The 23,653-nt window shown below is 69.3% G+C and carries 21 protein-coding genes; 8 read left to right on the top strand and 13 right to left on the bottom strand.

Annotation, left to right across the window (positions count from 1 at the left end; translation table 11 throughout):
* Positions 1-4 precede the first annotated feature (4 nt).
* Positions 5-1,120: an NAD-dependent epimerase/dehydratase family protein gene (locus tag IQ292_RS13850; protein WP_203310905.1), complete on the bottom strand. Its 1,116-nt coding sequence runs from the start codon at positions 1,118-1,120 to the stop codon at positions 5-7.
* Positions 1,121-1,339: 219 nt separating this feature from the next.
* Between IQ292_RS13850 and IQ292_RS13845 the strand changes: the two genes are divergently transcribed.
* Genes IQ292_RS13845 through IQ292_RS13835 form a run of 3 tightly spaced genes read left to right on the top strand, consistent with a single transcriptional unit; the run spans position 1,340 to position 3,650 of the window.
* On the top strand, positions 1,340-1,945 hold the full coding sequence (locus IQ292_RS13845; RefSeq protein WP_203310904.1) for a histidine phosphatase family protein: 606 nt from the start codon (positions 1,340-1,342) through the stop codon (positions 1,943-1,945).
* Complete coding sequence (locus tag IQ292_RS13840; RefSeq protein ID WP_203310903.1) at positions 1,942-2,736, top strand: TIGR04290 family methyltransferase; 795 nt, start codon at positions 1,942-1,944, stop codon at positions 2,734-2,736. Before IQ292_RS13845 ends, IQ292_RS13840 begins: the two co-directional genes overlap by 4 nt.
* On the top strand, positions 2,733-3,650 hold the full coding sequence (locus tag IQ292_RS13835) for a glycoside hydrolase 5 family protein (RefSeq protein ID WP_203310902.1): 918 nt from the start codon (positions 2,733-2,735) through the stop codon (positions 3,648-3,650). The genes IQ292_RS13840 and IQ292_RS13835 overlap by 4 nt, the downstream gene beginning before the upstream one ends.
* Here the strand turns inward: IQ292_RS13835 and IQ292_RS13830 are convergent.
* Positions 3,611-4,132, bottom strand: coding sequence for a DUF1003 domain-containing protein (locus IQ292_RS13830; RefSeq protein WP_238941098.1), 522 nt, complete (start codon positions 4,130-4,132; stop codon positions 3,611-3,613). The genes IQ292_RS13835 and IQ292_RS13830 overlap by 40 nt on opposite strands.
* 67 nt (positions 4,133-4,199) lie before the next feature.
* Between IQ292_RS13830 and IQ292_RS13825 the strand changes: the two genes are divergently transcribed.
* From IQ292_RS13825 to IQ292_RS13815, 3 genes are read left to right on the top strand one after another with little or no spacing between them, the layout of a single operon-like run.
* The gene (locus IQ292_RS13825; RefSeq protein WP_338057635.1) at positions 4,200-5,144 is read left to right on the top strand and encodes an MDR/zinc-dependent alcohol dehydrogenase-like family protein; all 945 of its coding nucleotides are present in this window, start codon (positions 4,200-4,202) and stop codon (positions 5,142-5,144) included.
* A 46-nt stretch (positions 5,145-5,190) separates the two neighbouring features.
* A complete protein-coding gene (locus IQ292_RS13820) occupies positions 5,191-6,168 on the top strand; it encodes a Gfo/Idh/MocA family protein (protein WP_203310899.1) in 978 nt (325 codons plus the stop codon).
* Positions 6,169-6,175: 7 nt separating this feature from the next.
* Positions 6,176-7,615, top strand: a complete 1,440-nt coding sequence (locus tag IQ292_RS13815; RefSeq protein ID WP_203310898.1) for a phospholipase D-like domain-containing protein — start codon at positions 6,176-6,178, stop codon at positions 7,613-7,615.
* 130 nt (positions 7,616-7,745) lie between these two features.
* Here IQ292_RS13815 and IQ292_RS13810 read toward each other — a convergent pair whose 3' ends face one another.
* Genes IQ292_RS13810 through IQ292_RS13795 form a run of 4 tightly spaced genes read right to left on the bottom strand, consistent with a single transcriptional unit; the run spans position 7,746 to position 11,665 of the window.
* The gene (locus IQ292_RS13810; protein ID WP_203310897.1) at positions 7,746-8,237 is read right to left on the bottom strand and encodes a nucleoside deaminase; all 492 of its coding nucleotides are present in this window, start codon (positions 8,235-8,237) and stop codon (positions 7,746-7,748) included.
* 42 nt (positions 8,238-8,279) lie between these two features.
* Positions 8,280-9,611, bottom strand: coding sequence for an ABC1 kinase family protein (locus IQ292_RS13805; RefSeq protein ID WP_203310896.1), 1,332 nt, complete (start codon positions 9,609-9,611; stop codon positions 8,280-8,282).
* A 46-nt stretch (positions 9,612-9,657) separates the two neighbouring features.
* Positions 9,658-11,004 carry a sensor histidine kinase gene (locus tag IQ292_RS13800; protein ID WP_238941097.1) on the bottom strand — a complete coding sequence of 449 codons (1,347 nt, stop codon included), beginning with the start codon at positions 11,002-11,004 and terminating at the stop codon, positions 9,658-9,660.
* The gene (locus tag IQ292_RS13795) at positions 10,988-11,665 is read right to left on the bottom strand and encodes a response regulator transcription factor (RefSeq protein WP_203310894.1); all 678 of its coding nucleotides are present in this window, start codon (positions 11,663-11,665) and stop codon (positions 10,988-10,990) included. Before IQ292_RS13795 ends, IQ292_RS13800 begins: the two co-directional genes overlap by 17 nt.
* A 126-nt stretch (positions 11,666-11,791) precedes the next feature.
* On the opposite strand from IQ292_RS13795, the gene IQ292_RS13790 reads away from it, so the two are divergent.
* A complete protein-coding gene (locus IQ292_RS13790) occupies positions 11,792-13,045 on the top strand; it encodes a TolC family protein (RefSeq protein ID WP_203310893.1) in 1,254 nt (417 codons plus the stop codon).
* A complete protein-coding gene (locus tag IQ292_RS13785; RefSeq protein WP_203310892.1) occupies positions 13,042-16,200 on the top strand; it encodes an efflux RND transporter permease subunit in 3,159 nt (1,052 codons plus the stop codon). Before IQ292_RS13790 ends, IQ292_RS13785 begins: the two co-directional genes overlap by 4 nt.
* Before the next feature lie 22 nt (positions 16,201-16,222).
* On the opposite strand, the gene virB11 is transcribed toward IQ292_RS13785, so the two are convergent.
* Genes virB11 through IQ292_RS13750 form a run of 7 tightly spaced genes read right to left on the bottom strand, consistent with a single transcriptional unit; the run spans position 16,223 to position 23,653 of the window.
* Positions 16,223-17,230: a P-type DNA transfer ATPase VirB11 gene (gene virB11, locus IQ292_RS13780; protein ID WP_203310891.1), complete on the bottom strand. Its 1,008-nt coding sequence runs from the start codon at positions 17,228-17,230 to the stop codon at positions 16,223-16,225.
* On the bottom strand, positions 17,227-18,405 hold the full coding sequence (locus IQ292_RS13775; RefSeq protein WP_203310890.1) for a TrbI/VirB10 family protein: 1,179 nt from the start codon (positions 18,403-18,405) through the stop codon (positions 17,227-17,229). The genes virB11 and IQ292_RS13775 overlap by 4 nt, the downstream gene beginning before the upstream one ends.
* Positions 18,402-19,109: a TrbG/VirB9 family P-type conjugative transfer protein gene (locus IQ292_RS13770; protein WP_203310889.1), complete on the bottom strand. Its 708-nt coding sequence runs from the start codon at positions 19,107-19,109 to the stop codon at positions 18,402-18,404. Before IQ292_RS13770 ends, IQ292_RS13775 begins: the two co-directional genes overlap by 4 nt.
* Positions 19,106-19,816 (bottom strand): VirB8 family type IV secretion system protein, encoded by a 711-nt coding sequence (locus IQ292_RS13765; RefSeq protein ID WP_203310888.1) that lies wholly within the window; start codon positions 19,814-19,816, stop codon positions 19,106-19,108. Before IQ292_RS13765 ends, IQ292_RS13770 begins: the two co-directional genes overlap by 4 nt.
* Positions 19,813-21,018, bottom strand: a complete 1,206-nt coding sequence (locus IQ292_RS13760; protein WP_203310887.1) for a type IV secretion system protein — start codon at positions 21,016-21,018, stop codon at positions 19,813-19,815. The genes IQ292_RS13765 and IQ292_RS13760 overlap by 4 nt, the downstream gene beginning before the upstream one ends.
* Positions 21,015-23,390: a VirB4 family type IV secretion/conjugal transfer ATPase gene (locus tag IQ292_RS13755; protein WP_203310886.1), complete on the bottom strand. Its 2,376-nt coding sequence runs from the start codon at positions 23,388-23,390 to the stop codon at positions 21,015-21,017. Before IQ292_RS13755 ends, IQ292_RS13760 begins: the two co-directional genes overlap by 4 nt.
* Positions 23,369-23,653: a VirB3 family type IV secretion system protein gene (locus IQ292_RS13750; RefSeq protein WP_203310885.1), complete on the bottom strand. Its 285-nt coding sequence runs from the start codon at positions 23,651-23,653 to the stop codon at positions 23,369-23,371. Before IQ292_RS13750 ends, IQ292_RS13755 begins: the two co-directional genes overlap by 22 nt.

Here is a 23,653-nt window from a genome sequence, read left to right as displayed (position 1 = left end):
GCCCTCACGCGACCAATCCTCTCTTCTCGAGCTCGGCGCGTGCCTGCGCGACCCTGTCCTCCGCCGTCTGTTCTCCGACCCAATCGGCCAGCTCGGCGAGGCCGGCGATGAAGTCCGCGCGCGCGGTGAACCCCAGTCGATCCGCCGCCAGCGTCGTGTCGCAGAAGCAGTGGCGGATATCGCCGATCCGCGCCTTGCCGACGATGTCCGGCTGGGTGTCGTTGCGGCCCATCGCCTGGGCCAGCGCCCGTGCGACTTCGGTGACCGACCTGTCGTGGCCGGAGCCGATGTTGAACGTCTCGCCCGCCGCCTGCGGCAGGACGAGCGCATCGGCGAAGGCGCGGGCGACGTCGGTGACGTGGACGAAGTCGCGACGCTGCTCCCCATCCTCGAAAATCATCGGCCGCTGACCGTTGAGCAGGCGCGAGGCGAAGATCGCGAGGACGCCTGTATAGGGGTTCGAAAGCGCCTGTCCCGGGCCGTAGACGTTGAACAGGCGCAGGCACACGCCCTCGATGCCATAAGGCCGCGCCATGATATGCGTCGTGCGCTCCTGCACATATTTGTTGAGCGCGTAGATCGAGGCGAGATTGGGCCGCTTCCATTCGGGTGTCGCCACGGGCGACAGCCGCCGCCCCTCGCCGTCGACCGGATCCCAGTCGGCCATGCAGTCGCGGACCATACCGCGCTCGACGTCCTCGCGCAGCGCGCCGTCGGCGTCGCTGTACAATCCCTCGCCATAGATCGACATCGAGGATGCGGTGACGACGCGGCGGACGGGCTGGTCGATCAGCCGCTCGAACAGCACCGCGGTGCCGACGTCGTTGGTGGAGGTGTAGCGCTCCACCTCATACATCGACTGGCCGACGCCGACCTCCGCGGCGAGATGGACGACGCTGTCGACCCCGCGCAGCGCCCGCGCGACGGTGTCGCCATCGCGGACATCGCCGCGGATCAGTTCGACCTCGTCGGACAGAAGCGGCGGACGTTCGACGTCGCCGTGGACCTGGGGGATCAGGCTGTCGAGCACGCGCACGCGATCGCCCCGCCGCAGCAGCTCGTCGGCGACGAAGCGGCCGATGAATCCGGCCCCGCCCGTGATCAGAACGGTCTCCGTCATGCTCCGCGCACCTGCGCACGAAAGCGTACACTGATCGAGATAAAGGACAGCGTTGCTGCGATTGTGTCTGATCGGCTCATCAGGCGCCCCTCCCATCGTGCAAAACATTTGTCACGATAGCGGAACGAAGGTTCTTCTTCCTTGTTCCTAATCACTTAAGCAACAAACCTCCTAACCAATGTCAATAACATCGATGAGGGACTCGCGGGGGAGCGACGGTTGACGGTCACGTTTCTGCTCATTCGACATGCGGCGCACATCGATCTCGACAAAAGGCTGTCGGGGCGATTGAGCGGCGTCCCGCTGAGTGCGGCCGGCATGGAACAGGCCGCGGCACTCGGCCGCGCCCTCGCGAATACGTCCTTCGACCGGATCGAGTGCAGCCCGCTCGAGCGGACTCGGCAGACGGCCGCGGCGATCGCCGCGGCCATCGGCGCTCCGGCACCGCGCGAGGCGGATGCGCTCATCGAGATCGACATGGGGGATTGGACGGGCGCGTGCTTCGCCGATCTGGCCGGCCAAACGGCATGGGACCAATGGAACAGGGAGCGCGGCACCGCGCGCATTCCAGGCGGCGAGACGATGGCGGAAGCGCAGGCCCGCATCGCGAGCCATATGCGCGAGATCGCCGCAACGAGTCCCGACGGCGCGACGATCGCGCTCGTCACGCATTCCGACATGATCCGTGCAGCGGTGGCGGACGTCATCGGCCTCCCGCTGTCGCAGGTCGTCCGTTTCGCGATCGACCCCACGTCGGTCACCCGCGTCGCGATGGGCGATTGGGGCAGCTATCTGCACAGCCTCAACGAAAGGCTCGCCGTATGACCCCCGACACTCTGCGCGCGGAGGTCGGCCGGCTGGCCCCCTGGTTCCACAACATCGATCTCGGGCATGGCATTCGCACCGCGCCCGATCATTTCCTGGGCGACTATCCCAGCTTCAAGTTCGCGCGCTTCGCCGATGCCCTTCCCGCAGACATGACGGGCAAGAGCGTGCTCGACATCGGCTGCAACGCCGGATTCTACGCGATCGAGATGAAGCGACGCGGCGCCGCGCGCGTCCTCGGGATCGACAGCGACGACAGATATCTCGCGCAGGCGAGGCTGACGACGGATACGCTGGGATATGGCGACGTCGAACTGCGCAACCTCTCCGTCTACGACGTGGCGGCGCTGGGCGAGCGGTTCGACTTCGTCATCTTCATGGGCGTGCTCTACCACCTGCGCCACCCGCTGCTCGCGCTCGACCTGATCCGGGAGCATGTCGCCGGCGACCTGATGCTGTTCCAGACGATGCAGCAGGGCAGCGAGGCGATCGAGCCGGTGCCGGAGGACCATCCCTTCCACGTTCCTGGCACGCACCGACCGCCCGCCTATTTCGATGCGCCCGGCTATCCCAGGATGCACTTCATCGAACGCGCGTTCGCCGGCGACTGGACCAATTGGTGGGCCCCCAACGCCGCCTGCAGCCGCGCGATGCTGCGCGCCAGCGGCTTCACGATCCTCGGCCAGCCGGAACCGGAGGTCTACCTCTGCCGCGCCGCGCCCGTTCCTTACGCGGAATACGGCCCGGCGGCCGTCTATCCCGCAACCACGCCGCAGGGGGAGCCCGCATGATCGAAGCCGCGATGATCTGGAACGAACCGAACAACAAGTCGCACTGGGATCCGGAGGTCGATCCCGACTGGTCGCTCTTCGCCGATCTGGTGATCCGCGCCGGCGGCGCGATCCGCGACGTCAATCCGGCCGTCACCCGCGTGCTCGGCGGGATGAGTCCGATCGATCCGGGCTGGGTGCAAAGGATGCGGGGGCATGGCGCGCTCGATGCGATCGACGTGGTGGCCGTGCACGGCTTCCCGCTCGACTGGAACCTGTGGCCGATCCACGCCTGGCCCGACAAGATCGCCGAGATCGAAGCGGTATGCCCCGACAAGCCGATCTGGGCGACCGAGGTGGGCGTGGGCAGCTTCGGCGCGGAGGAGGTGCAGGTGTTCGGCCTGAAGCGCACCGCCGAGCTCTTGCTCGATCGCGTCCCGCGCACTTTCTGGTATTCGCTGTACGACCTGCCGCATGCCTGGGGCGCGACGACGCGTCATCGCGAGGCGGAAGGGTCAAGCTATTACCGCCATTTCTACATGGGGCTGATCCGGGAGGACGGCACGCCCAAGCCTGCGCTCGACGATTATGCCGCGGTCGCCGACCGCATGGGGCTGATGCAGTGGTTCCACTTCGAGGACCCGCGCCTGGACGATGCCGTCGCCTGGATGAAGCGGCTCGGCACGAAGCAGCTGCGCACGGGCCTCAGCTGGGCGGACAGCTTCCGGCCGAACGCGGTCGACTGGTTCGATCGCCAGATGGAGGCGCTCGCCGACTTCGACGTGACCGTCACCTTCTGCTTCACGCCCGAACATCTCGGCATCCAGCCGCATCACACCAGCGCGGCGCGCGATCCGCAGGCCTTTGCGGACTTCTGTGCGTGGATGATCGATCGCTACGCCCCGTCCCGGCCCGCCGCGGTCGCCGCCGAATGATCGCGCGCGTCCAGCGCGTCGAGCACCTGCTCGGGCGCGACATCGCGCTGGATCTCCTGGTCGGCGGGGTCCTCGATCGGCACGCCGACGGCCGCCGCGACCCGCGCCACGAGGCCGGCCAGCCGCGTCAGCTCGTGCTCCGCGAGGAGATTGATATGGAGGTCGAGATCGGCACGGCGATCGGCGGCGGCCGCCATGCGGTTCTGGCTGATCAGGACGAAGGTCGACAGGAAGATCGCTTCCACCGACGCCTCGGATGCGAGGATGACGAAGGTCGGATCGAACCGCGGCACCGCCGGCAGCCACCCGAGATTGGCGACGACCCACAATCCGTACACCACGAGGTGCAGCAGCACGAAGGTCATCGATCCGGTGAACGCCGTGATGCGATCGGCGACGCGCGCCGGCCATGGCGCCGCCGCCTTCTCCCGCGCAGCACGATCGGTCAGGCGCGCGATGTTGGCTTGCAGCGTCGAGGTCATTCCGGGCTCGATCATGGATGATAAATTGATGTTGGATCAGATGGTTGCGCCAAGGATAAGAGCAGCGGTGTTAAGTGCCCCCGGCCGGATCGACGTGGTCGAGGCCCTACGACCCGAGCCCGGACCGGGGGAAATCCGCCTGAGGCTGGAAGGCTGCGGCGTCTGCGCGTCGAACCTCGAACCCTGGGCGGGACTGCCGTGGAGCGACTATCCCGGCGAACCGGGGGGACTGGGGCACGAAGGCTGGGGCGTCGTCGACGCGCTCGGTAGCGGCGTCGCCGGACTGGCGGTGGGCGATCGTGTCGCCGCCCTCTCCTACCGCAGCTTCGCCGAGCATGACGTCGCGCGCGCGGACATGGTCGCGCGCCTGCCGGAGGCGCTCGCCGGCCAGCCGTTTCCCGGCGAACCGCTGGGTTGCGCGTTCAACATCTTCCGCCGCAGCGCCATCCAGGCGGGCCAGTGGGTCGCGATCGTCGGCATCGGCTTCCTGGGCGCGGTGCTGACCCGGCTCGCGACCGAGGCGGGTGCGAAGGTCATTGCGATTTCGCGCCGGCAGGAGAGTTTGGACCTCGCCCGTCATTATGGCGCGGCGGAGACGATCGTGATGGATGACCATTGGGCGATCATCGATCGCGTCAAGGCCCTCACCGGCGACGCCATGTGCGCGCGCGTGATCGAGGCGGTCGGCAAGCAATGGCCGCTCGACCTCGCGAGCGCACTGGTCGGGTTCGGGGGACGGCTGGTGGTCGCCGGCTACCACCAGGACGGCCCGCGGCAGATCAACATGCAGGACTGGAACTGGAAGGGCATCGACGTCGTCAACGCGCACGAACGCGATCCCGCGGTGCAGATGCGCGGCCTGCGCGAGGCGATCGACGCGGTGGCGAGCGGCCGGCTCGATCCCACGCCGCTCTATACGCACCGATACCCGCTGGAAGGACTGGGCGAGGCATTGGATGCGACCCGCGACAAGCCGGGTGGCTTCGTCAAGGCGCTGGTGATGATGGCGTGACGCACCCTCGCCGGGGCGGAGCACGGATGTGTCGGAGGATCGGGCAATGAACAGGCCGCGCGTGGGCTTTCTCGGCACGGGCTGGATCGGCCGCCATCGCATGGCGGCGATGATCGCGACCGGGGCGATCGAGGCGGCAAGCGTGTGCGACCCGTCGCCCGAATGCGTCGGCGAAGCGCTGGCGGTCGCGCCCGCCGCGCGCGTCGCCGACGATTTCGAAACGATGCTGGCGCAGGATCTCGATGCCGTCGTCATCGCCACGCCGAGCGCCCTGCACGCCGCGCAATCGATACGAGCGCTGGAGGCTGGCCTCGCGGTCTTCTGCCAGAAGCCGCTGGGCCGCGACGCCGCGGAAGCGCGGGCGGTCATCGCGGCGGCGCGCGCGGCCGACCGGTTGCTCGGCGTCGACCTGTCGTATCGACATACGGCGGCGATGCAGGCAATCCGCCCGTTGATCCGCGACGGTGCGCTGGGCGAGATATTCGCGGTCGATCTGACCTTCCACAATGCCTATGGCCCGGGAAAGCCATGGTTCTTCGACCGCAGGCAATCCGGCGGCGGCTGCGTCGTCGACCTGGGGGTGCATCTGGTCGATCTCGCGCTGTGGGCGCTGGCATTTCCGGAGGTCGACGACGTATCGGCCGCACTGTTCGCGAAGGGGCGCCCGCTCGGCCCGGACGGCGTGGAAGATTATGCCAGCGCGCGCTTCCGGGCGGGGGGCGCGGACGTGCGGCTCGCCTGCTCGTGGAACCTCAACGCCGGACAGGATGCGGTGATCGCCGCGCATTTCTACGGCACCGAAGGCGGCGCGGGCTTTCGCAACGTCGGCGGCTCCTTCTACGACTTCACCGCGCAGCATTTCATCGGTACGCAAGCGCGCGAACTGGCCACGTTCCCCGATCCCTGGGGCGCGCGGTCGGCGGCGGTCTGGGCACAAGCCCTTGCCGCCGAACCGCATTTCGACCCCGCGGCCGAAGATTTCGCGCGAAGCGCCGAGGTCCTCGACCGCATCTATGGACGCTGAACCGCCTATGCCCGATCCCGGCCGCTCCGTATGGCGCAACGACCAAGCCGACCGGTTCGCGGTGGTGATCGACGCCGACCGCTATTTCGCGGTCGCGCGCGAGGCGCTTATGCAGGCCGAGCGGCGGATCATGCTGATCGGCTGGGATTTCGACGCACGCATCCGGCTCGCGGGCAGCGGCCAGACGCTGGAGGGGCCGGAAGTGATCGGCAAGTTCCTCTACTGGCTGGTCGAGCGCAATCCCGCGCTGGAACTGTACCTGCTGCGCTGGGACATCGGCGCGCTGAAGGGGCTGTTCCGCGGCACCACCGCCTTCACCGTGCTCAAGTGGATGCGCCACCCGCGCATCCATGTGAAGCTCGACGGCCACCATCCGACGGGATCGTCGCATCATCAGAAGATCGTCGCGATCGACGACTGCCTCGCCTTCTGCGGCGGCATCGACATGACCGCGGAGCGGTGGGACACGCGATCGCATCGTGACGACGACCCCGGCCGGGAAACCCCGTCGGGCAAGCCCTACAAGCCATGGCACGACGCGACGACCGCCATCACGGGCCCGGCGGCGGCGGCGCTGGGCGAGCTCGCGCGCGAGCGGTGGCGCGTCGCGACCGGCCACGTCCTCGCCCCGATCGAAGCGAAGGGGCCGTGCTGGCCGACGTCGCTGACGCCGCTGTGCGAGGACGTGACGATCGGCATCGCGCGCACGCGCCCGGAGATGGCCGACCAGTCCGCGGTGCACGAGGTGGAGACGCTGTTCCTCGACCAGATCCGCAGCGCGCGCCGCTACATCTATTGCGAGAGCCAGTATTTCGCGTCGCGGCGCATCGCGGAGGCGATCGCGGCGCGGCTCGACGAGGCGGACGGGCCGGAGATCGTCATCGTCAATCCGGAAAGCGCACAGGGCTGGCTGGAGCCGCTGGCGATGGACACCGCACGCGCGCGGCTGGTCGAGGCGTTGCGCCGCCGCGACCGGCATGGGCGCCTGCGCCTGTACCACCCCTATACGCGCGGCGGCGCGGCGATCTATTGCCACGCCAAGATCACGGTGATCGACGACACGCAGTTGCGGATCGGGTCGGCGAACATCAACAACCGCTCGCTGCGGCTCGATACCGAATGCGACGTGGTGCTGGATGCGTCGGACAATCCGGGTCAGGATCTGGCCGCGACGATCGCGAGCGTGCGCGACGACCTGATCGCCGAACATCTCGACGTCGCGGCCGAACGCGTGTCCGCGGTCCTTGCGGAAACGGGGTCGCTGATCGAGACGATCGAGCGGCTGCGCGGGCCTGGCCGCACGCTACGGCCGTATCAGGTGCCCGATCTGCCCAAGGTCGAGAAATGGCTCGCGGACAACGAGGTGCTGGACCCCGAAGGGCCGGCCGAGATGTTCGAGCCGTTGTTCAAGCGCGGCCTCTTCCGCGGGCGGTTGCGGCGAAGCTGAAGTCAGATCGACTGAAAGCGGTACCGGCCCTTTCCCCCCGCCCGTCCGCCCACTCGGCGTATCGTGGGCGGGCGGCTGGGTGGAGGTGAGGGCCGGTACCGCGCCCGGTTCAGCTTTGCTGGATCGCACGCTAAAGATTGGCCTGCTCTTCCTTCGGCAGGTCGGCGTCGGGCGGATAGTAGAGCGTCGCGCATTCCTCGCGCAGGCAGCCGCCCTCGATGGCGATATCGTCGCGATAGGCGTCGGCTATGAACGACAACGTGTCGACATGTCGAGCCTCAAAATACATCGGGTGGACGTCCTCTCGGCCGGCCCCGTACACGACGCGCCCGACCTTCGACCAGATCGACGCCATCGTGCACATGCCGCACGGCTGGAGCGTCGAGTAGAGCGTCGCGCCGCGCAGCTCTAGCGCCCCCGTCGCCTCGCACGCCCGGCGGATCGCCATCATCTCCGCATGCGCCGTCGCGTCCGGCAGTTCCTCGGTCTGGTTTCGCTCGGCGCCGATGATGCGGCCGTCGAGCACGATCACCGATCCGAGCGGCGAGCTCGCCGGATCGGAGCCCTTCGACCGGGCGACCGCGATCGCCTCGCGCATCCAGCGTTCGTCTTCGTTCGTCATGGCATCACAACGCCGGGACGCGCGAAGCGCTCCGATCCGGGATCAGCGACCGATGGCCGAGGCGGCCAGACCGCGTACGTCGACGCGTGCCTTGAGCCGGGCGGCGAGCAGCGCGGTGCCGCTCACCTTGCGCTGGACGAACAGCGTCTCGACGTGCGGCACGTGCCAGGTGTCGCGGTCGGCGATCATGTCCTTCGCCTCCTCCCGCACCACGGGGACGAAGGCGCGATCGCCGAAGTCGAACGGCCCCGGCCGATTGAGCGCATCGTCGATCGCCGCGATCATCCTGTCGACCGAGGCTTGGTGCCGCGCCGCCGCCGCCGCGCCGAGGAAGCCTGTCTCGATCGCGACCTCGCGGATGCGGGCGCGGTCGCGCGCCAGTCCGGCCTCGATCAGACGGCGATAGGCAGCGACGGTGTCGCCAGGCACGTCGCGCGCCGCGCCGAAATCGAGCAGGACGAGCGCGCCCGTTTCCGGCTGCCAGCGGTAATTGGCGAAGTTGGGATCGGTCTGCATCACCCCGAAGTCGAACAGCTCGCGCAGGACGAGCGTGACGAGCGCCGTCATCGCGGCGTCGCGTGCGGCCTGATCCGCCTCCGCCAGCGCCTCGATCGGCCGGCCCTCGACGAAATCCATCGCGAGGACCCGGCGCGTGGTGAGTGCAGGTTCGAGCGCCGGCACGACATAGCGGGCATCGCCCGCCAGCCGATCGCGGTAGCGGCGCAGCTGCTCGCCTTCGCGGGTATAGTCCGCTTCCTCCGCCAGCTGCCGTTTGGCCTCGGCGAGCAACGGACGGATGTCGATGCTGTTCGGAAGCAGGTTGGAGACGCGCAGCAGCGTCGCGACATTGTCGACGTCGGCATCGATACTGTCCGCAACGCCCGGATATTGCACCTTGATCGCCAGAACGCGCCCGTCGGGCATCGTCGCGCGATGGACCTGTCCGATGGAGGCGGCGGCGATCGGCGCGGCATCGAAATGACGGAAGCGGCGTCGCCAGTCCACGCCCCATTCCTGACGCAGCACGCGGTCGAGCTGCGCGGGCGGCATGCGATAGGCCTGGTTGCGCAGCCGGGCGAGGATCGTCGACAATTCCGCCGGCAGCATGTCGCCCGCGTCCATCGAGATCATCTGGCCCAGCTTCATCGCCGCGCCGCGAAGATGCGACAGGCGATCGGCGACCCGCGCGGCATTGCCGGGGGTCAGGACGAGGTCGCTCATCCGCGGCCGCTCGCCCGCGGCGAGCCGTCGCGCCCCCTCCGCCAGCATGCCGCCCGCGACGCCCCCCGCCAGCCGGCCGAAGCCGCCAAGCCGCGCGAGGCGTCCGCTCGGCACCGCACGATGCCGCGCATTGTGTTCCATGTCGTCGCTCATGACCCTTCAACGCGGCGAGGCGCACCCAAGGTCCGCGCGTCGGCCGTCATCGCGTGCAGATCAGCGACACCGCACTTTCGCTATCCGCGAAGCGCAGCCTGAAGCCGTGGAGATCGGCGATCGCCTTGACGAGGCTGAGGCCAAGCCCTGCGCCTTCCCGGTCGGTGCGGACACGATAGAAACGCTGCGTGACGAGCGCGCGTTCGTCGGCGGGAATGCCCGCCCCGTCGTCGGCGACGGTGACGACCGGGCCCTCGCTGGAGGCGGTCAGCACGACGCGCACGGTGCCGCCAGGCGGACCAAATTTCATCGCATTGTCGATGAGGTTGGCGATGGCCTCCATCAGCAGGCTGGCATCGCCATGGACGGTGCCGACGGGCGTCAGATCGCACGCGAGCGTGATCCCGCGATCTTCCGCCAAGGGGCGATGGAGGTCGCACGCGTCGTCGACGAGGGTCGCCAGATCGACGGGCGCGAAACGGCTGCGACGCGCATGGTCCTCCAGCTCGCGCAGGCGGAGCAGCGCGGCGACGATGCCGAGCAGGGCATCGACCTGGACCAGCGCCTGGTCGGCGACCGCGGCGAAATCCTGCGCGGTCGAGGCGTCCCGCAGACCGCGATCGAGGCGCGCGCGAAGGCGCGTCAGCGGCGTGCGCATCTGGTGCGCGATGTCGTCGCCGACGCCGCGCATGTCCGTGATCAGCAGCTGCAACCGATCGAGCATCGTGTTGATGTGCGCGCACAACACGCCGAAGCTGTCGGGGTGCGCGGCCACCGGCAGGCGCTGCGTGAGATCGCCGGACATGATCCGCTCCGTCAGCCGCCGCACCGTATCGACCTGACGCGCGGCGCGGCGCCCCGCGACGAGCCCGAAGCCCAGCGCGAGCACCAGCCCCGGCACCAGCCCGAGCAGCAGCGACCGCCAGACGAGGCGCAGCGCCTCCTCGGTGTCGTCGAGGTCGACGCCCGCCAGCAGACGCATGTCTCCCGACAGGGGGCAGACGGTGACGCGCGCCTGGTCGATGCGCTTCCCCGGCAGTTCCGTCGGCGCGACGTCGGCGACGAACGATGCCCCGGCGGGCGTTTCGGCGGGCAGCCGGGCGACATTGCCCGCGATCAGCGCGCCTTTGGCGTCGAACAGGCCCAGGAACCGGTCGCGGTGGATATCGCGCGCGAGCTTCTCGCGCAGTTCCTCGCCGCGCTCTTCGGGCGGGGTGAGACGAAAGAAGGTGCAATCGTCGGCGAGCGCATGCTCGATCGCACGTCGGTGGCTGCCGTTGGCAAGCGCCCAGAAGGCGGCGGCGAGCGCCAGCGACTGCAGCACCAGCAGCGCGGCGAGCGCGCCGCCCCATCTCCATGTCGCGCGGCGTCGCGGATCAGTGGGGAAGATCAAGGATGTAGCCCTGGCCGCGGACATTGCGGATCAACTGTACCTCGCCCTCGGCATCGACCTTGCGACGCAGGCGCCCGATATGGACATCGACCACGTTGCTGTTCGGTTCGAACGTATAGCCCCAGACGTCCTGCAGCAGCATCGACCGCGTCACGATCCGGCCGGGGCGTCGGGCGAGATAGTCGAGCAGCTTGAATTCGCGCGGCAGCAGCTCGAGCGGTCGATTGCCGCGTGTCGCGCGTCCGGCGAGCAGGTCGAGATCGAGCGGCCCGGCGATCAGGCGGGTGTCGCGGCTTTCATCCGGCCGGCGCAGCAGCGCTTCGACCCGGGCGACGAGCTCGACCAGCGCGAACGGCTTGGCCAGATAATCGTCCCCCCCAGCACGCAGGCCGCGCACGCGATCGTCGAGGCTGCCGAGTGCGCTCAGCACCAGCGCCGGCGTTCGCCGCCCCTCGCCGCGCAGCGTCTCGATCAGCACCAGCCCCTCTCCGTCGGGCAGCTGGCGGTCGACGATCAGCAGGTCTATGCCGCCGCCGCGGGCGACCGATGCCGCCTCGACCAGCGTCGTGCGAAGCGTGACGCCATGGCCCGCCGATGTCAGCTCGAGTCGGATTTCATCGGCGGTCACCGCATCGTCCTCGATCAGCAGGATCTGGGTCATGCCCGTGCGTGTCGGCCGCCGGGCCATGTCCGTCAACTGACCATCGAAATCTGAACACGGTTTTAGTCGACGTCGAAGGACCCATCCCGCTACGGCGGACGCGGGGCGGGACACGGAGACACTTGCATGCGGCTGGCCGCGCTTCCCCTGTTGCTGTGCGTCGCGACACCCGTTTTGGCTCAGACCGCGCCGGCCATTTCCCTCGACGCGCTGACCCAGGACGTCATCGCCAACAACCCCGAACGCCAGTTCTACCAGCGGCAGATCGATGCGGCCGGCGTCGAACGGCAGGCGGCGGGTCGCTGGGCCGATCCGGAGGCGGTGGTCGAATTCGGCCAGCGTCGTGCCAACGACATCACCTCCGGCGCATTGACCGGCGAGGGGATCACCTACGCGGTATCGGTGGTCCAGCCGATCGAGTTCGGCGGTCGCATCGCCCTGCGGCGCGCGATCGCGGAGCGGCAGGTGGCGCTGGCGAAGATCGGGCTTCAGCAATTCGACGCCACGCTGGCGGCCAGGGTCCGCTCGCTCGGTTATGGCCTGTTCGCGGCGGACGAAAAGGCGACTGCCGCGCGCACCGTCGCGGCGCGGATGCGCACGCTCGCCCGCGTCATCGTGTCCCGCGATCCCGCCGGCCCCGCGCCGCAGCTGGAGGCGAGTTCGCTGCAGGCGAGCGCGATCGGCGCGGAACGCAGCGCGGCGGCGGCGGATGCCGAGGCGAATTCCATCCTCTACGAGCTCAACCAGCTGCGCGGAGCCCCGTTCGCGGCGCGCATCCGCATCATTCGGCCGGACATGGCGCTGCCGGCGCTGCCGGCGGGTACGATGCTCGCCGCCAACGCCACGGCCAACAATTTCGAGCTGAAAGCCCTGCGCGCGCAATTCGAGCAGCAGGGATTGCGCGTCGATCTGGCGCGGAAGGCGCGGATCCCGACGGTCAGCGTCGGCCCCTATTACGATCGCGCGCGATCGGACATCCGCGAGACCAACTACGGCGTCCGGCTGTCGACCAGCATTCCCCTGTGGAACCGCCAGGCCGGCGACGTCGCCGTGGAGGAGGGCAAGCAGGCGCAGGCCAATGCGACGCTCATCAATGCGGAGCGGCGGATCGCCCGCGACGTGTTCGACCAGGCCGCCCAATATGAGGCGAAGCGCGAGGCGCTGGCGAAATGGGACGGCGATTCCGCGCGGCGGTTCGCCGCGGCGGCGGAGGATGCCGACCGCAATTACCGGCTGGGGGCAATCCCGCTGACGACCTATACGCAGATGCAGCAGGCGTATGTCGAGGCGACGAACGCGGTGCTCGACACGCGTCGCGAGGCGATCGAGGCGCTGCTGCAACTGCGCGCGCTCAACGGCGGCAACGCGCTGACGCGATGAAGACCTGGCTTCTCTGGGTGACGCACCACCGTCTCGCGGTGGCGCTGACGGCCGCGTTGATCGCGGCGATCGGCCTCTGGTCGTTCGCGAACCTGCAGATCGACGCGATCCCGGACATCACCGGCGTCCAGGTCCAGATCAACACGCAGGTCCCGGCGCTCGCGCCCGAGGAGATCGAGCGGCTGGTGACGCTACCGATCGAGCGGGCGATGGGGGGCCAAGCCGGGCTGGACCAGACGCGCTCGTTGACCAAGACGGGCCTGTCGCAGGTCACCTTGCTCTACAAGGACGGCACGGATCAGCTGAAGGCGCGGCAACTCGTCACCGAGCGCCTCAACGCCGTGCGCGACCAGCTGCCGCCCGGCAGCACACCGCAGCTCGCGCCGATCACGACCGGGCTAGGCGAAATCTATTACTACACGCTCGAATGGCGCCGCCCGCCGCCCGGAATGGACGGACAGCGGCAGCTGATGGAGCTGTACGAGGCGCAGGAATATACCGTCCGCCCGATGCTCCGCGCGGTAGAGGGCGTTGCCGACGTCAATTCGAACGGCGGGCTGGAGGAACAGTTCGTCGTCCAGCCCGATCCCGTCCGGCTGACGATGCACGGGGTCACCGCCGGCGAGCTCGCGGCGGCGGTGGCGAAGAATGTCGAGAATGCCGGTGGCGGTATCATCAGCCGCGGGCCGGAACGCTTCACCGTGCGCACGGACGCACGCGTGATGAACGCGGCGCAGATCGGCGCGATACCGGTCAAGTTCGCCGGCGGCGTGCTGCCGCTGACGGTGCGCGACCTGGCGGATGTGGTGATCGGCTCCGCCCCGCGGCAGGGCGCGGCGACGCAGAACGGGCGCGAGACCGTGCTCGGCACCGTCATGATGCTGGTCGGCGAGAACAGCCGCGAAACCGCGGTGGCGGTCGAGAAGGCGCTGCCCGGCATCCAGGCCGCTCTGCCCAAGGGCATGATCATCGATCGCCAGTACAGCCGCGCCGACCTCGTCGAGCGGACCATCCATACCGTCGAACGCAACCTCGGCGAAGGCGCGCTGCTCGTCGCGCTGGTGCTGCTCTTGGTGATGGGCAACTGGCGCGCCGCGCTGATCGTCGCGCTCGTGATCCCCCTCGCCTTCCTGGTCACGGTGACCGGGATGCATGCGATCGGCCTGTCGGGCAATCTGATGAGCCTCGGCGCGCTCGACTTCGGGCTCATCGTCGACGGATCGATCGTCGTCGTCGAGAACAGCCTGCGCCTGCTCGCGGTACGGCGGCGGGAAAAGGGAGAGGACCTGGACGGCGAGGAACGCCGGACGATCATCGCGGAGGCGGCGCGACTGGTGGCGCGGCCGACCTTCTTCGGCATCGCGATCATCGCGCTCGTCTACGTGCCCGTGCTGAGCCTGGGCGGGGTCGAGGGCAAGCTGTTCCAGCCGATGGCGCAGGCGGTGATGCTCGCGATCGGCGCCGGCCTGGTCTGGACCTTCACCATCGTCCCCGCGCTGTCGGCCTGGCTGTTGCGCGCTCCAGCCGGCGAGGAAGGGACGCAGGACAAGGGTTTCGTCGGCGTCGCCAATCGTGCCTATACGCCCGTGCTCGACCGCGCGTTGGCGCATCCCGCGATTTTGACGATCACTGCGCTGGCACTGCTCGCGGTCGCCTATCTGGCGTTCGGGTCGCTTGGCTCGCAATTCACGCCGCAGCTGGACGAGGGCGCGATCACGGCGATGGTCTATCGCCCGGTCGGCATGTCGCTGGAGCAGAGCCTGGCGATCGAACGCCAGACGGAGGTCGCGATCCGTCGCGCCTATCCGCAAGTCACGCACACCTTCTCGCGCATCGGGACCAGCGAGGTGGCGACCGACCCGATGCCGCCGAACGAGAACGACCTCTACATCTTCTACGGCCCCGAGAAGGATTGGCCGAAGGGCGACGGCAAGCCGAAGACGAAGCAGGATCTGATCGCCGGCATCGAGAAGGTCGCGCAACGCGTCTACAAGGGCCAGAACTTCGAATTCGCGCAGCCGATCGAGATGCGCTTCAACGAAATGCTGGAGGGCGTGCGCGCCGACGTGTCGGTGAAGATCTATGGCGACGATTACGACGTGCTGGAAAAGGCGGCGGCCAAGGCGAAGGCATTGCTGGAGAAATTGCCCGGGACCGAGGGCGTCGAGTTCGAAACGGCAGGCCGTCCGAAGAGCGTCGTGGTCGAACTGGACCATGATGCGCTGCTGCGCCTCGGCCTCGGCACGCAGGAGGTGAACAACGCCATCCGCGACGCGCTCGCCGGCGCCCAGGTCGGCTTCATCCCGCACGGGCCGGCACGTCATGCGATCGTGATCCGCATGCCCGAATCGCTGCGCGCCGATCCGTCCGCCATCCTGGCCCTGCCGCTTCGCGTCGGCGAATACGGCATGGTGCCGCTGTCACGCGTCGCGCGCCTCAGCCAGACGCGAATCGTCGAGCCGATCCTGCACGACGGCGGCAACCGCCGCGCCGCGCTGATGGTCAACCTGTCGACGAGCGACCTTGCCGGCTATGTCCAGCGGGCGCAGGCGACGATCGACGGACAGGTCAGGCTGCCGCCCGGCTATCGCATCGAATTCGGCGGCCAATATCATCAGTTGGAGGCGGCGCAGAAGCGGCTGTCGATCGTCGTGCCGGCCGCGCTGATCCTGATCTTCGCGCTCGTCTACGCCGCGCTAGGCAGCGTGCGCGAGGCCGCGATCGTCTATACCGGCATCCCGTTCGCGGTGACCGGCGGCGTACTCGCCTTGTGGCTGCGCGGCATGCCCTTCTCGATCACCGCGGCGATCGGCTTCATCGCGCTGTCCGGTATCGCGATGCTCAACGGGCTGGTGCTGATCGATCATATCAACAGCCTGCGCGACGGGCGGGAGGGCGATCCGCTGCCTCCGGAGGACGCGGTGCGGCAGGGCGCGCACGATCGGCTGCGGCCGGTGCTCTCGACGGCGCTCGTCGCCTCGGTCGGCTTCATTCCGATGGCGATCGCGACGGGCGCCGGCGCCGAGGTGCAACGCCCGCTCGCGACGGTCGTGATCGGCGGCATCGTCACGTCGACCATCCTGACGCTGCTGCTGCTGCCGAGCCTGTATGCGTGGGTCGAACGCCGCGTCGCGAAGAGCCACGCGGCAAAGTGACGGCTGGTACCTGAGCCGGGCGCTAGGCCGCCTTGGGTCCGGCCTCCGGTGCGCCGTGCCAGCGGATCGCGGTGACACGGCGGCCATGCGGCGTGCGCTCGAGCTGGACCACGACATCGACCAGCCGGGCGATGTAGCGCCGCAGGTCCGGACCGTCGATGCGCGCGCCGGAGTGCAATGCGAGCATCGCCAGCTGGTCGAGCGCACGCTCCGGATCGTCGGCGTGGATTGTGGTCATCGAGCCGGGATGCCCCGTGTTGACCGCCCGCAGGAAAGTCAGTGCTTCCGGGCCGCGGATCTCGCCGAGCAGGATGCGATCCGGACGCAGCCGCAGGCTCGCCTGCAGCAGGTCGTCGGCATCGACGTCGGCCTCGCCCAGTCGGCCACGCGCCGCGATCAGCCCCAGCGCATTGGCATGGCCGAGGATCAGTTCGGCACTGTCCTCGATCGCGACGAGCCGTTCATGCGCCGGCACCTCGCGCAGCAAGGCGTTGACCAGCGTGGTCTTGCCCGATGCCGTGCCGCCGGAGATCAGGATCGTCTTCCGCCGCGCCACCGCCGCCGCGAGGAAGCCGACATGGTCGCCGGCGGCGTAGAGTTGTGCAAGGGTCGCATCCCGCGTCCCCTCCATGCCCATTACCGCGCCGTCGAACAGCGCGGCACGGGCAAGATCGGTCAGCGATGCATCGGCGCGGACCTGACGCCGGAAGGCCATCGCCACGCCGCCGCGCGTCGCTGGCGGCGCGACCACCTGCACGCGCGTTCCGCACGGCAGCGCGGCCGACAGCAGCGGCGCGGCGCGGCTGATCCCCTGATGCGCGACCCGCGCGATCTGCTGCGCGAGCTGCCACAGCCAGTCGTCCGTCAAAATCGCGACGTCGTGCCGAGCGGCTGCGTCGCCGTTGCGTTCGACCCAGATTTCACCGGCACGGTTGACGAAAAGGTCCGTGACGTCGGCCGCGTCCAGCCAAGGGCGGAGCGGCGCGAGGAAGGTGTCGAGATAGTCCGGGAGGATCGGCGCGTGGATCATCGGACGGCCGGCACGCCTGAAAAGTCGAGATCCCGCGCGACGAACACGCCGATCGCGGCGCCGGCCGGCACCGACACCGTCGGCGGCTCGTCCGCCCCGGGGACGAGGTTCTGGCCCATGACGTTCGACACCTGCGACGAATTGGCGACGATCACCGATCCATTGCCCGGCCGCGACGCGACATTGACGCCGATCTGCAGCGCCGATTGAAGCGCGGCGTTGGCGAAACGGGCGAGGAAGTGCGTATCGACCCGCCCGGGCATACCGGTGCCGCCGGTCGAATCCGCCGCGGGGGAGTCGATGCGGATCGCCACGCCGTCCGGCCGGATCAGCCTGGTCCATGTCGCCAGCACCCTGCGGCGGCCCGCCGCCGGATCGGCGCGATATTCGCCGACGAGGCGGCTGCCGCGCGGAATGAGGACGCGGCTGCCGTCGAAGCTGCGCACGTCGCGCGCGACGATCGCGCGGATTGGACCGGGTCGGCTGGACGATACCGGCGTCTCCAGGGTCGCGGGCAATATCTCGCCCTGGGCGACGACGGAAGGGCGATTGCGGATCAGGCTGGCGCGGACCGCCCCTTCTCCGGGCTTGTCGTCCCCCAGCCCCGCGCCAGCGGTGCCGGGGCCGCCGTCGTACACCACGGCCGAGCCCCCCGCGGGCACGCCGCGACCCGCGGCGGCACTAATCGGGCCGCCCGGCATCGGCTGGGTCGGGAAGCGCATGCCGGCGGGGCCGCCTTCGGAACCCGCGATCGGGGCGCTTGGCGGCGCATCGAATGCCGCCTGCGGCATCGCGCCGGCGAGGCGGGGACGGATCGCGATCGGGGTAGCGAAGGGCGCCTCCTCGGCCGCGGCGTCGAGCCGGGCAGAGGCTGAGCCGGCGTTGGAACCCGCGTCGGAACGGGGCTGCAACAGTCTGGCGCTCGCGTCGATCAGCGAGGGTGGCAGCGCGGGCGTCGCCGGTCCGACATAGGTCGCAGCGATGCCGCTGTGCACGCGCGCCGTGCGGCGTCCGTTCAACACCAGCAGCACCGTCAGGCCGAGCGCGAGCGCGAGCAGCGCGAGGACCCACCCCGGCACGCCGCCGGTGGGCGGCGCAACCAGCGGCCGACAATCCCGTTCGTCCAGCGCTTCGGGGCTGGCGGCCTCCACCGCCGCGACACGCGACAAGGTCATCGGATCGCCACCGGGGGCAGGCGCCGCGCCTCTGCCCGGGCATGCCCCAGGCGCAACACGTAGCGCGGCCAAACGCGGTCGACGATCCACATGTCATCGACCTGTCGCGCGGTGACAAGGACTTCGCGACCCTGGTCGTCTATCGCATAGATCGCGGGCAGGCTCGACGCATCGGGAAAGGCGAAGCGCGTCCGCACGCCGTCGTCGTCGATTGCCGACGGCCGCACGCGCCGATCCCCCGAAACCCGGTATCGGAACGGCGCACTGTCCACCTTTGCCTCGATCGGCCCGCCGGCGGCCACCGCCGGTCTGCTCGCCAGTGCCGGATGGTCATAGTCGAACGCGAGCCGGAACGCCGCCTGTGGATCGGCGGCGAAGGTCGGCCGCAACAGGAAACTATACTGCCGCTGGTCGGTGACCACCTCCAGATTGGTCGTCACGCCGGCGATCAGCGAACGGACGAACAGCCGATCACCGCTCTTGCTGGGCGTGACCTCCCATGCCGCCGCATTGCCAACGGCGACGCTGACCACGCGTTCGTCGGGACCAAGAACGATCGTCGTGACATAGCCACCCGCGACAGGCACGGTCGTCACCGTGTCGGGCACGAAGGACACCAGCTGCAAGCGCGGGTCCCCCTGCCCCCCTGCCGCGGCCTGCGCGAGCAGCGGCGCGACAAGCGCGGCCAGGCCGAGCCCGATCACAGGCCACCGCCCTGCTGTGCCGTGGCGGCGGGGGCCGGAGGCGTCTCTGCATCGACGCGATACGACTTGACCGCGAAGCCGAGCGGATTGTCGAGCCGATCCTCGATCCCCAGCGGTTCGCCCCGGAATTGGTAGGCGATGGTCGCGGCATAGGGCCGTGGCGTGCCCAGCCGGCCCGAATAGTCGACCGGCGCGACCTCGAACCGGACCAGCGCACTGCCGTCTGACAGCGGCGAAATGCCGCGGATGCGGGCCGCAAGGCCGATCTCGCGCTTCGCGGCGGAGAGCATGGTCGCGGGCGGATTGTGCCGCATCTGTTCGAGGTAGCTCGCCCGCGCCTGACCCGAGGACCAGAGCGCGACCTTGCGATAGGCGGCACGTATGCCGACGGGGTCGAAGCCTTCGCGAGCCGTGACATATTGCGCGAGCAGGGATTGCTGCAGCGCCTGATTGGCGAGCAGGGCGCGCGGCTGGTCCAGGTCGACGCGCTCGACGTTGCCGGTCGTCCGGTCGACGAGCACGGCGATCGGCTCGATCTGCTTGAGCGGCATCGCCAGGGCGAGCGCGGCCGCCTCCAGCGCGGCGATCGCGGCGGCGATGCCCGCGATCGTCCAGGCGAGACGGCGCGAGCGGGCTGCCGAAGCGTCCCGCTCGTCGGCCCAGCCGCGCGCGAGGTCGAAATAGGTGCTGTCGATCTGTTCGGTCATGATCCCAGTTCCAGACGCTTACCGGAGACGCTGCGGCGGCCGGCGCTGCGTAACGCTCCCTCGACCATCCGCATGCCGCGCCGCTGGCCGGTATCGAAGATCTCGATGACATTGCCGCTGTGGTTGCCGTTCATGGCGATGGTAACGGCCCTGGCGGCGCTGACCCGCGCATCGGCCGCCCGTGCGATGGCGAGCGCACGCGAAGGCGCGACCGGCACGGGTGGCGCGCGGTGTACGAGCGGCCGCGGCGGGTCGATCGTTGCCGCGGCAGGAGGATTGGCACGCGCGGGCGCGCCCTCGCCTGCAACGATCCGAAGCACCGCACGCGGGATGACGAGGCCGCCCGCCATGCGCTGTGCCGCGACGATCAGGGCAATGTCGACGATCACGAAAATCCACAGGATCGGTGCGATGCCGGGTATCTGCGCCAATCCGTCGCGTGCGGCGGCGCGGACCGGGCCTGCCAGGACCTGCAGCTCGAACGACACGCTCAACGACACGGCGAGGCTCGCCAGCGCCGTTCCGACGAGCGCACGCAGCCAGCCGAGTGCGAACCCCGCCGAGCTAGCGAACAAGGCGGCCGCGGCGGCGATCGGGCCGAGCGCGAGCAGCAACGCGAGGACGAGCCGCACTGCGATCCAGGTGCCGCCGGCGCTGATCAGCAGCAAGCCCGCCGCACCCTCGCGGCTCGATCCCGGCAGGCCGCTTCCCCCGGGCATGGCGGCGGCGGTCCGTTCGGACGGGATTGCCGGCTTGCCCTGCGGCTGAGGGTCGGTGGCGGGTGCGACGATGGGGCTGGCGAGGATCGCGCTATAGGCATTGGCGAGGCGTATCGTCAGTCGCGAACCGTCGATCGCAGCCGCGGGGAAGATCACGCCCGCCAGTTCCGCCGGGCCTTCAATGGCGACGCGATAGACGACGCGATCATAAGCGTTCCAGCTCGTCGCCAGGGCGATGACGATGCCGATCCTGGCCAGCAGCCGCACCGCATCGGCAGGGTAGACACCGCCGCCGCTGGCGAGCAGGGAATATCCCTGCCGGGCGACCGCGAGGACAAGCAAGCCGGTGAGCAGGCTGGCGAACAGGCCGCTGCCGGACAGCGCGTGCCAGCCCTCGCGGCCGAGCAACGTCGCCTGGCAATCGGCGACCGTCAGCAGGCTGCGGACGAGGTCGGCCGCATCGGTGGTGCCGCAGCCGGTCATGCCGCCTCCAGCAGGCGTGGCACCCAATGAATGGGATCGTCGCCGACCTCGGCGCGGATCGCGTCGAGCCGCCGCACCGTCGTCTCGCGTCCGGACAGGATGGTCAGCAGATCGGCCTCGCCGGTCAGGTCCAGCTGCGCGACGACGCTGTCGCGCCCATGTTTGATCAGGAAGGCGCGCGACGTATCGGGCAGCACGCGGATGATCTCGAACTCATGGGCGGTCAGGCCGAAACCGCCGCAATAATGCTCTGCCTTGGCGCGCGGATTGGGCATGAAGATCTGCGTCGCGGCCTGGTCGACGATCGCGGAGGCGATACGGCTCTCCAGCGCGTCCTCCGCGCTCTGCGTCGCGAAGCCGATGATGCCGTTGCGCTTGCGGATCGTCTTTTCCCAATCCCGGATGCGGGCGACGAACACGTCATCGTCCAGCGCCTTCCAGCCTTCGTCGACGACGATGATCGTCGGGCTGCCGTCCAGCCGCTCCTCGACGCGGTGGAACAGGTACATCATCGCCGGGGTTCGCGTGCGCGGGTCGTCGAGCAGCTTCGTCATGTCGAACCCCAGGATCCGGCTGTCGACGCCCAGCGTGTCGCGCGCATTGTCGAACAGCCAGGCGTGCTCGCCGCGTCCGATCCATGGCGCGAGCCGCGCGGCGAGGTCTCCGGCATGGGGACGCGTGCGTCCGCGCAGCAACTGGGCGAACGCGCCGAGCCTGCGCAGGTGCGGGGGCGCCGCCATGCTCACCGCGACCGCATGTTCGATCGCGGCGGCATCTTCGGGGTCGAGCGGCTTGCCATCGTCGACGAGCCGGCCGATCCACTCCACGAGGAAACGGCGGTTTTCGCTCGTATCGTCCAGCAGCAGCGGGTTGAGACCGGACGGCTGTCCGGGCCGCAGGACGTCGTAGACGCCGCCCATCGCGCGCAGGAACGGCTCCGCGCCGCGATCCTTGTCGAAGAAGACGACGCGCGGCGACAGGCGCTGCGCCTGCGCGAGCAGGAAATTCAGCACCACCGTCTTGCCCGATCCCGACGGGCCGATGACGGTGAAATTGCCCAGGTCGCCCTGATGGAAATTGAAGTGATAGGGTCCCGCAGCGGTCGTCTCCAGCAAGGCGATGGCGGGGCCCCAGTGGTTGCCGCGCGCGCGCCCCGTGGGGAAGCTGTGCCAGCTGGCGAGGCCGGCGAAATTGCGCGTCGATACCAGCGCGCGCCGCGCGATGAATGCCTCGTTGCCGGGAAACTGCGCCCAGAAGGCGGGCTCCAGACCGACATCCTCGCGCACCGCGACCATCCCGAGGTCCGTCAGCGTCGCCTGCACGTCCGCCACCGCGGCGTCCACCGCCGCAGGGCTGTCGGCGTGGACGGCGATCGTCAGATGATGCGCGCCGAACCCGGCGCGGCCGGACGCCACCGCATCGCGCGCTTCCGCCAATTCCTCGCGCAACGCCAGCGCCTCGTCGTCGGCCGCCTTCATGCGGCGCAGGGTCAGGTTGAGCCGCGACAGCGCCGCCGATCGATCGACGAAGGCAAAGCTTTGCGTTACCGTGAGCTCGACCGGCAGGCGGTAGAGGCTGTCCAGCATGCCCGCCGCGGTCAGGCCGGGATAATCCTTGACCGACACGATCGCCTGGAACTGGCGCGGCCCGCGCCCGGTCGCGGACAATTCGAGTGTCTGCGCGCCGAAGCTGACACGCCGGCCCGGCAGGTGCTCGCCGACATCGCCGTGCGGCAGGCGGACGCGCAACGCCTCCGCATTGTAGAGCGCGGCGAGATATTCCAGTGGCTGGGAGCCCGTCCCATGCGGCGTTTCGTACGTGCCGAGCAACGCCGGGCGGTACGCGGCCAGCGCGGCCGTCAGCGCCTCGCGCGCGGCGTCGAGCGCGCGTATTTCCGCGGCCCGATGCGCGTCCAGCTCCCGATCGCGGGCGAGGCGTCGTGCGATCCAGCTTCCCACGCCCCGCGCGCCGCCTTCGGGCCGGCGGATGATCGCCACATAGAGCGCATTCGCGAACAAGGCGCGACGGGCCCGCCGCTCACGCCAGATCGCGTCGAGGCTTTGCGAGAAGGCGTCGTCGAACTGGCCCGGAAGGTGGGGATCGACCCGTCGGCGCAGGACATGATGATAGAGGGCGAAGCGCGACGATCCGATCGCCTGCAGCATCGCATCGCGCAGTTCCTTGCGATAGTCGATCTCTTCGCCGTCCGCCGTCTCGAACAGGAACCCGTCGAGGCGCAGCACCTGCATCAGTCGTCCATCGCGCAGGACGATTGTGTGCGGGTCGATCTGCGCCGCATAGGGCAGCATGCTGCCGGCTGAGCGCTCCTGCGCCGCCCGATGTGCGGGAACTATGCGCGGTACGAGTTGCATCGCCAGTACCGATAATTGCGCACGCGGGGGCAGCGTCGTACCCGAACGAGCCACAGGTCGATCAGGCGCGGTTCGCGCAGGCAGGCCAGCCAGCATGCCAGGTGCGCGGCCGCACCCGCCGCGATCACCCACGGCGTACGAAAGATCAGGAACAATTCCAGCATGCCCACCGCGTTGCCGATGACGAAGCCGTAGGGCACGCCCGCGAGCATCGTCGGGCGCGTCATCGCGACGAACAGCGGATCGCTGCGCAGGCCGTCCAT

Origin of the sequence: Sphingomonas beigongshangi, from assembly GCF_016820445.1 — a bacterium.
GTDB classification, from domain to species: Bacteria; Pseudomonadota; Alphaproteobacteria; order Sphingomonadales; family Sphingomonadaceae; genus Sphingomonas; species Sphingomonas beigongshangi.
The sequence above is the reverse complement of the archived record's forward strand: the minus strand, read 5'-3'. Positions and strand labels throughout refer to the sequence as shown.

Coding starts and splice junctions, on each gene's coding strand:
- IQ292_RS13850 (WP_203310905.1), bottom strand. CDS start 1,120: ATGACGGAGACCGTTCTGATCACGGGCGGGGCCGGATTCATCGGCCGC.
- IQ292_RS13840 (WP_203310903.1), top strand. CDS start 1,942: ATGACCCCCGACACTCTGCGCGCGGAGGTCGGCCGGCTGGCCCCCTGG.
- IQ292_RS13835 (WP_203310902.1), top strand. CDS start 2,733: ATGATCGAAGCCGCGATGATCTGGAACGAACCGAACAACAAGTCGCAC.
- IQ292_RS13830 (WP_238941098.1), bottom strand. CDS start 4,132: ATGACCTCGACGCTGCAAGCCAACATCGCGCGCCTGACCGATCGTGCT.
- IQ292_RS13820 (WP_203310899.1), top strand. CDS start 5,191: ATGAACAGGCCGCGCGTGGGCTTTCTCGGCACGGGCTGGATCGGCCGC.
- IQ292_RS13815 (WP_203310898.1), top strand. CDS start 6,176: ATGCCCGATCCCGGCCGCTCCGTATGGCGCAACGACCAAGCCGACCGG.
- IQ292_RS13810 (WP_203310897.1), bottom strand. CDS start 8,237: ATGACGAACGAAGACGAACGCTGGATGCGCGAGGCGATCGCGGTCGCC.
- IQ292_RS13805 (WP_203310896.1), bottom strand. CDS start 9,611: ATGAGCGACGACATGGAACACAATGCGCGGCATCGTGCGGTGCCGAGC.
- IQ292_RS13795 (WP_203310894.1), bottom strand. CDS start 11,665: ATGACCCAGATCCTGCTGATCGAGGACGATGCGGTGACCGCCGATGAA.
- IQ292_RS13790 (WP_203310893.1), top strand. CDS start 11,792: ATGCGGCTGGCCGCGCTTCCCCTGTTGCTGTGCGTCGCGACACCCGTT.
- IQ292_RS13785 (WP_203310892.1), top strand. CDS start 13,042: ATGAAGACCTGGCTTCTCTGGGTGACGCACCACCGTCTCGCGGTGGCG.
- virB11 (WP_203310891.1), bottom strand. CDS start 17,230: ATGATCCACGCGCCGATCCTCCCGGACTATCTCGACACCTTCCTCGCG.
- IQ292_RS13775 (WP_203310890.1), bottom strand. CDS start 18,405: ATGACCTTGTCGCGTGTCGCGGCGGTGGAGGCCGCCAGCCCCGAAGCG.
- IQ292_RS13765 (WP_203310888.1), bottom strand. CDS start 19,816: ATGACCGAACAGATCGACAGCACCTATTTCGACCTCGCGCGCGGCTGG.
- IQ292_RS13760 (WP_203310887.1), bottom strand. CDS start 21,018: ATGACCGGCTGCGGCACCACCGATGCGGCCGACCTCGTCCGCAGCCTG.
- IQ292_RS13755 (WP_203310886.1), bottom strand. CDS start 23,390: ATGCAACTCGTACCGCGCATAGTTCCCGCACATCGGGCGGCGCAGGAG.
- IQ292_RS13750 (WP_203310885.1), bottom strand. CDS start 23,653: ATGGACGGCCTGCGCAGCGATCCGCTGTTCGTCGCGATGACGCGCCCG.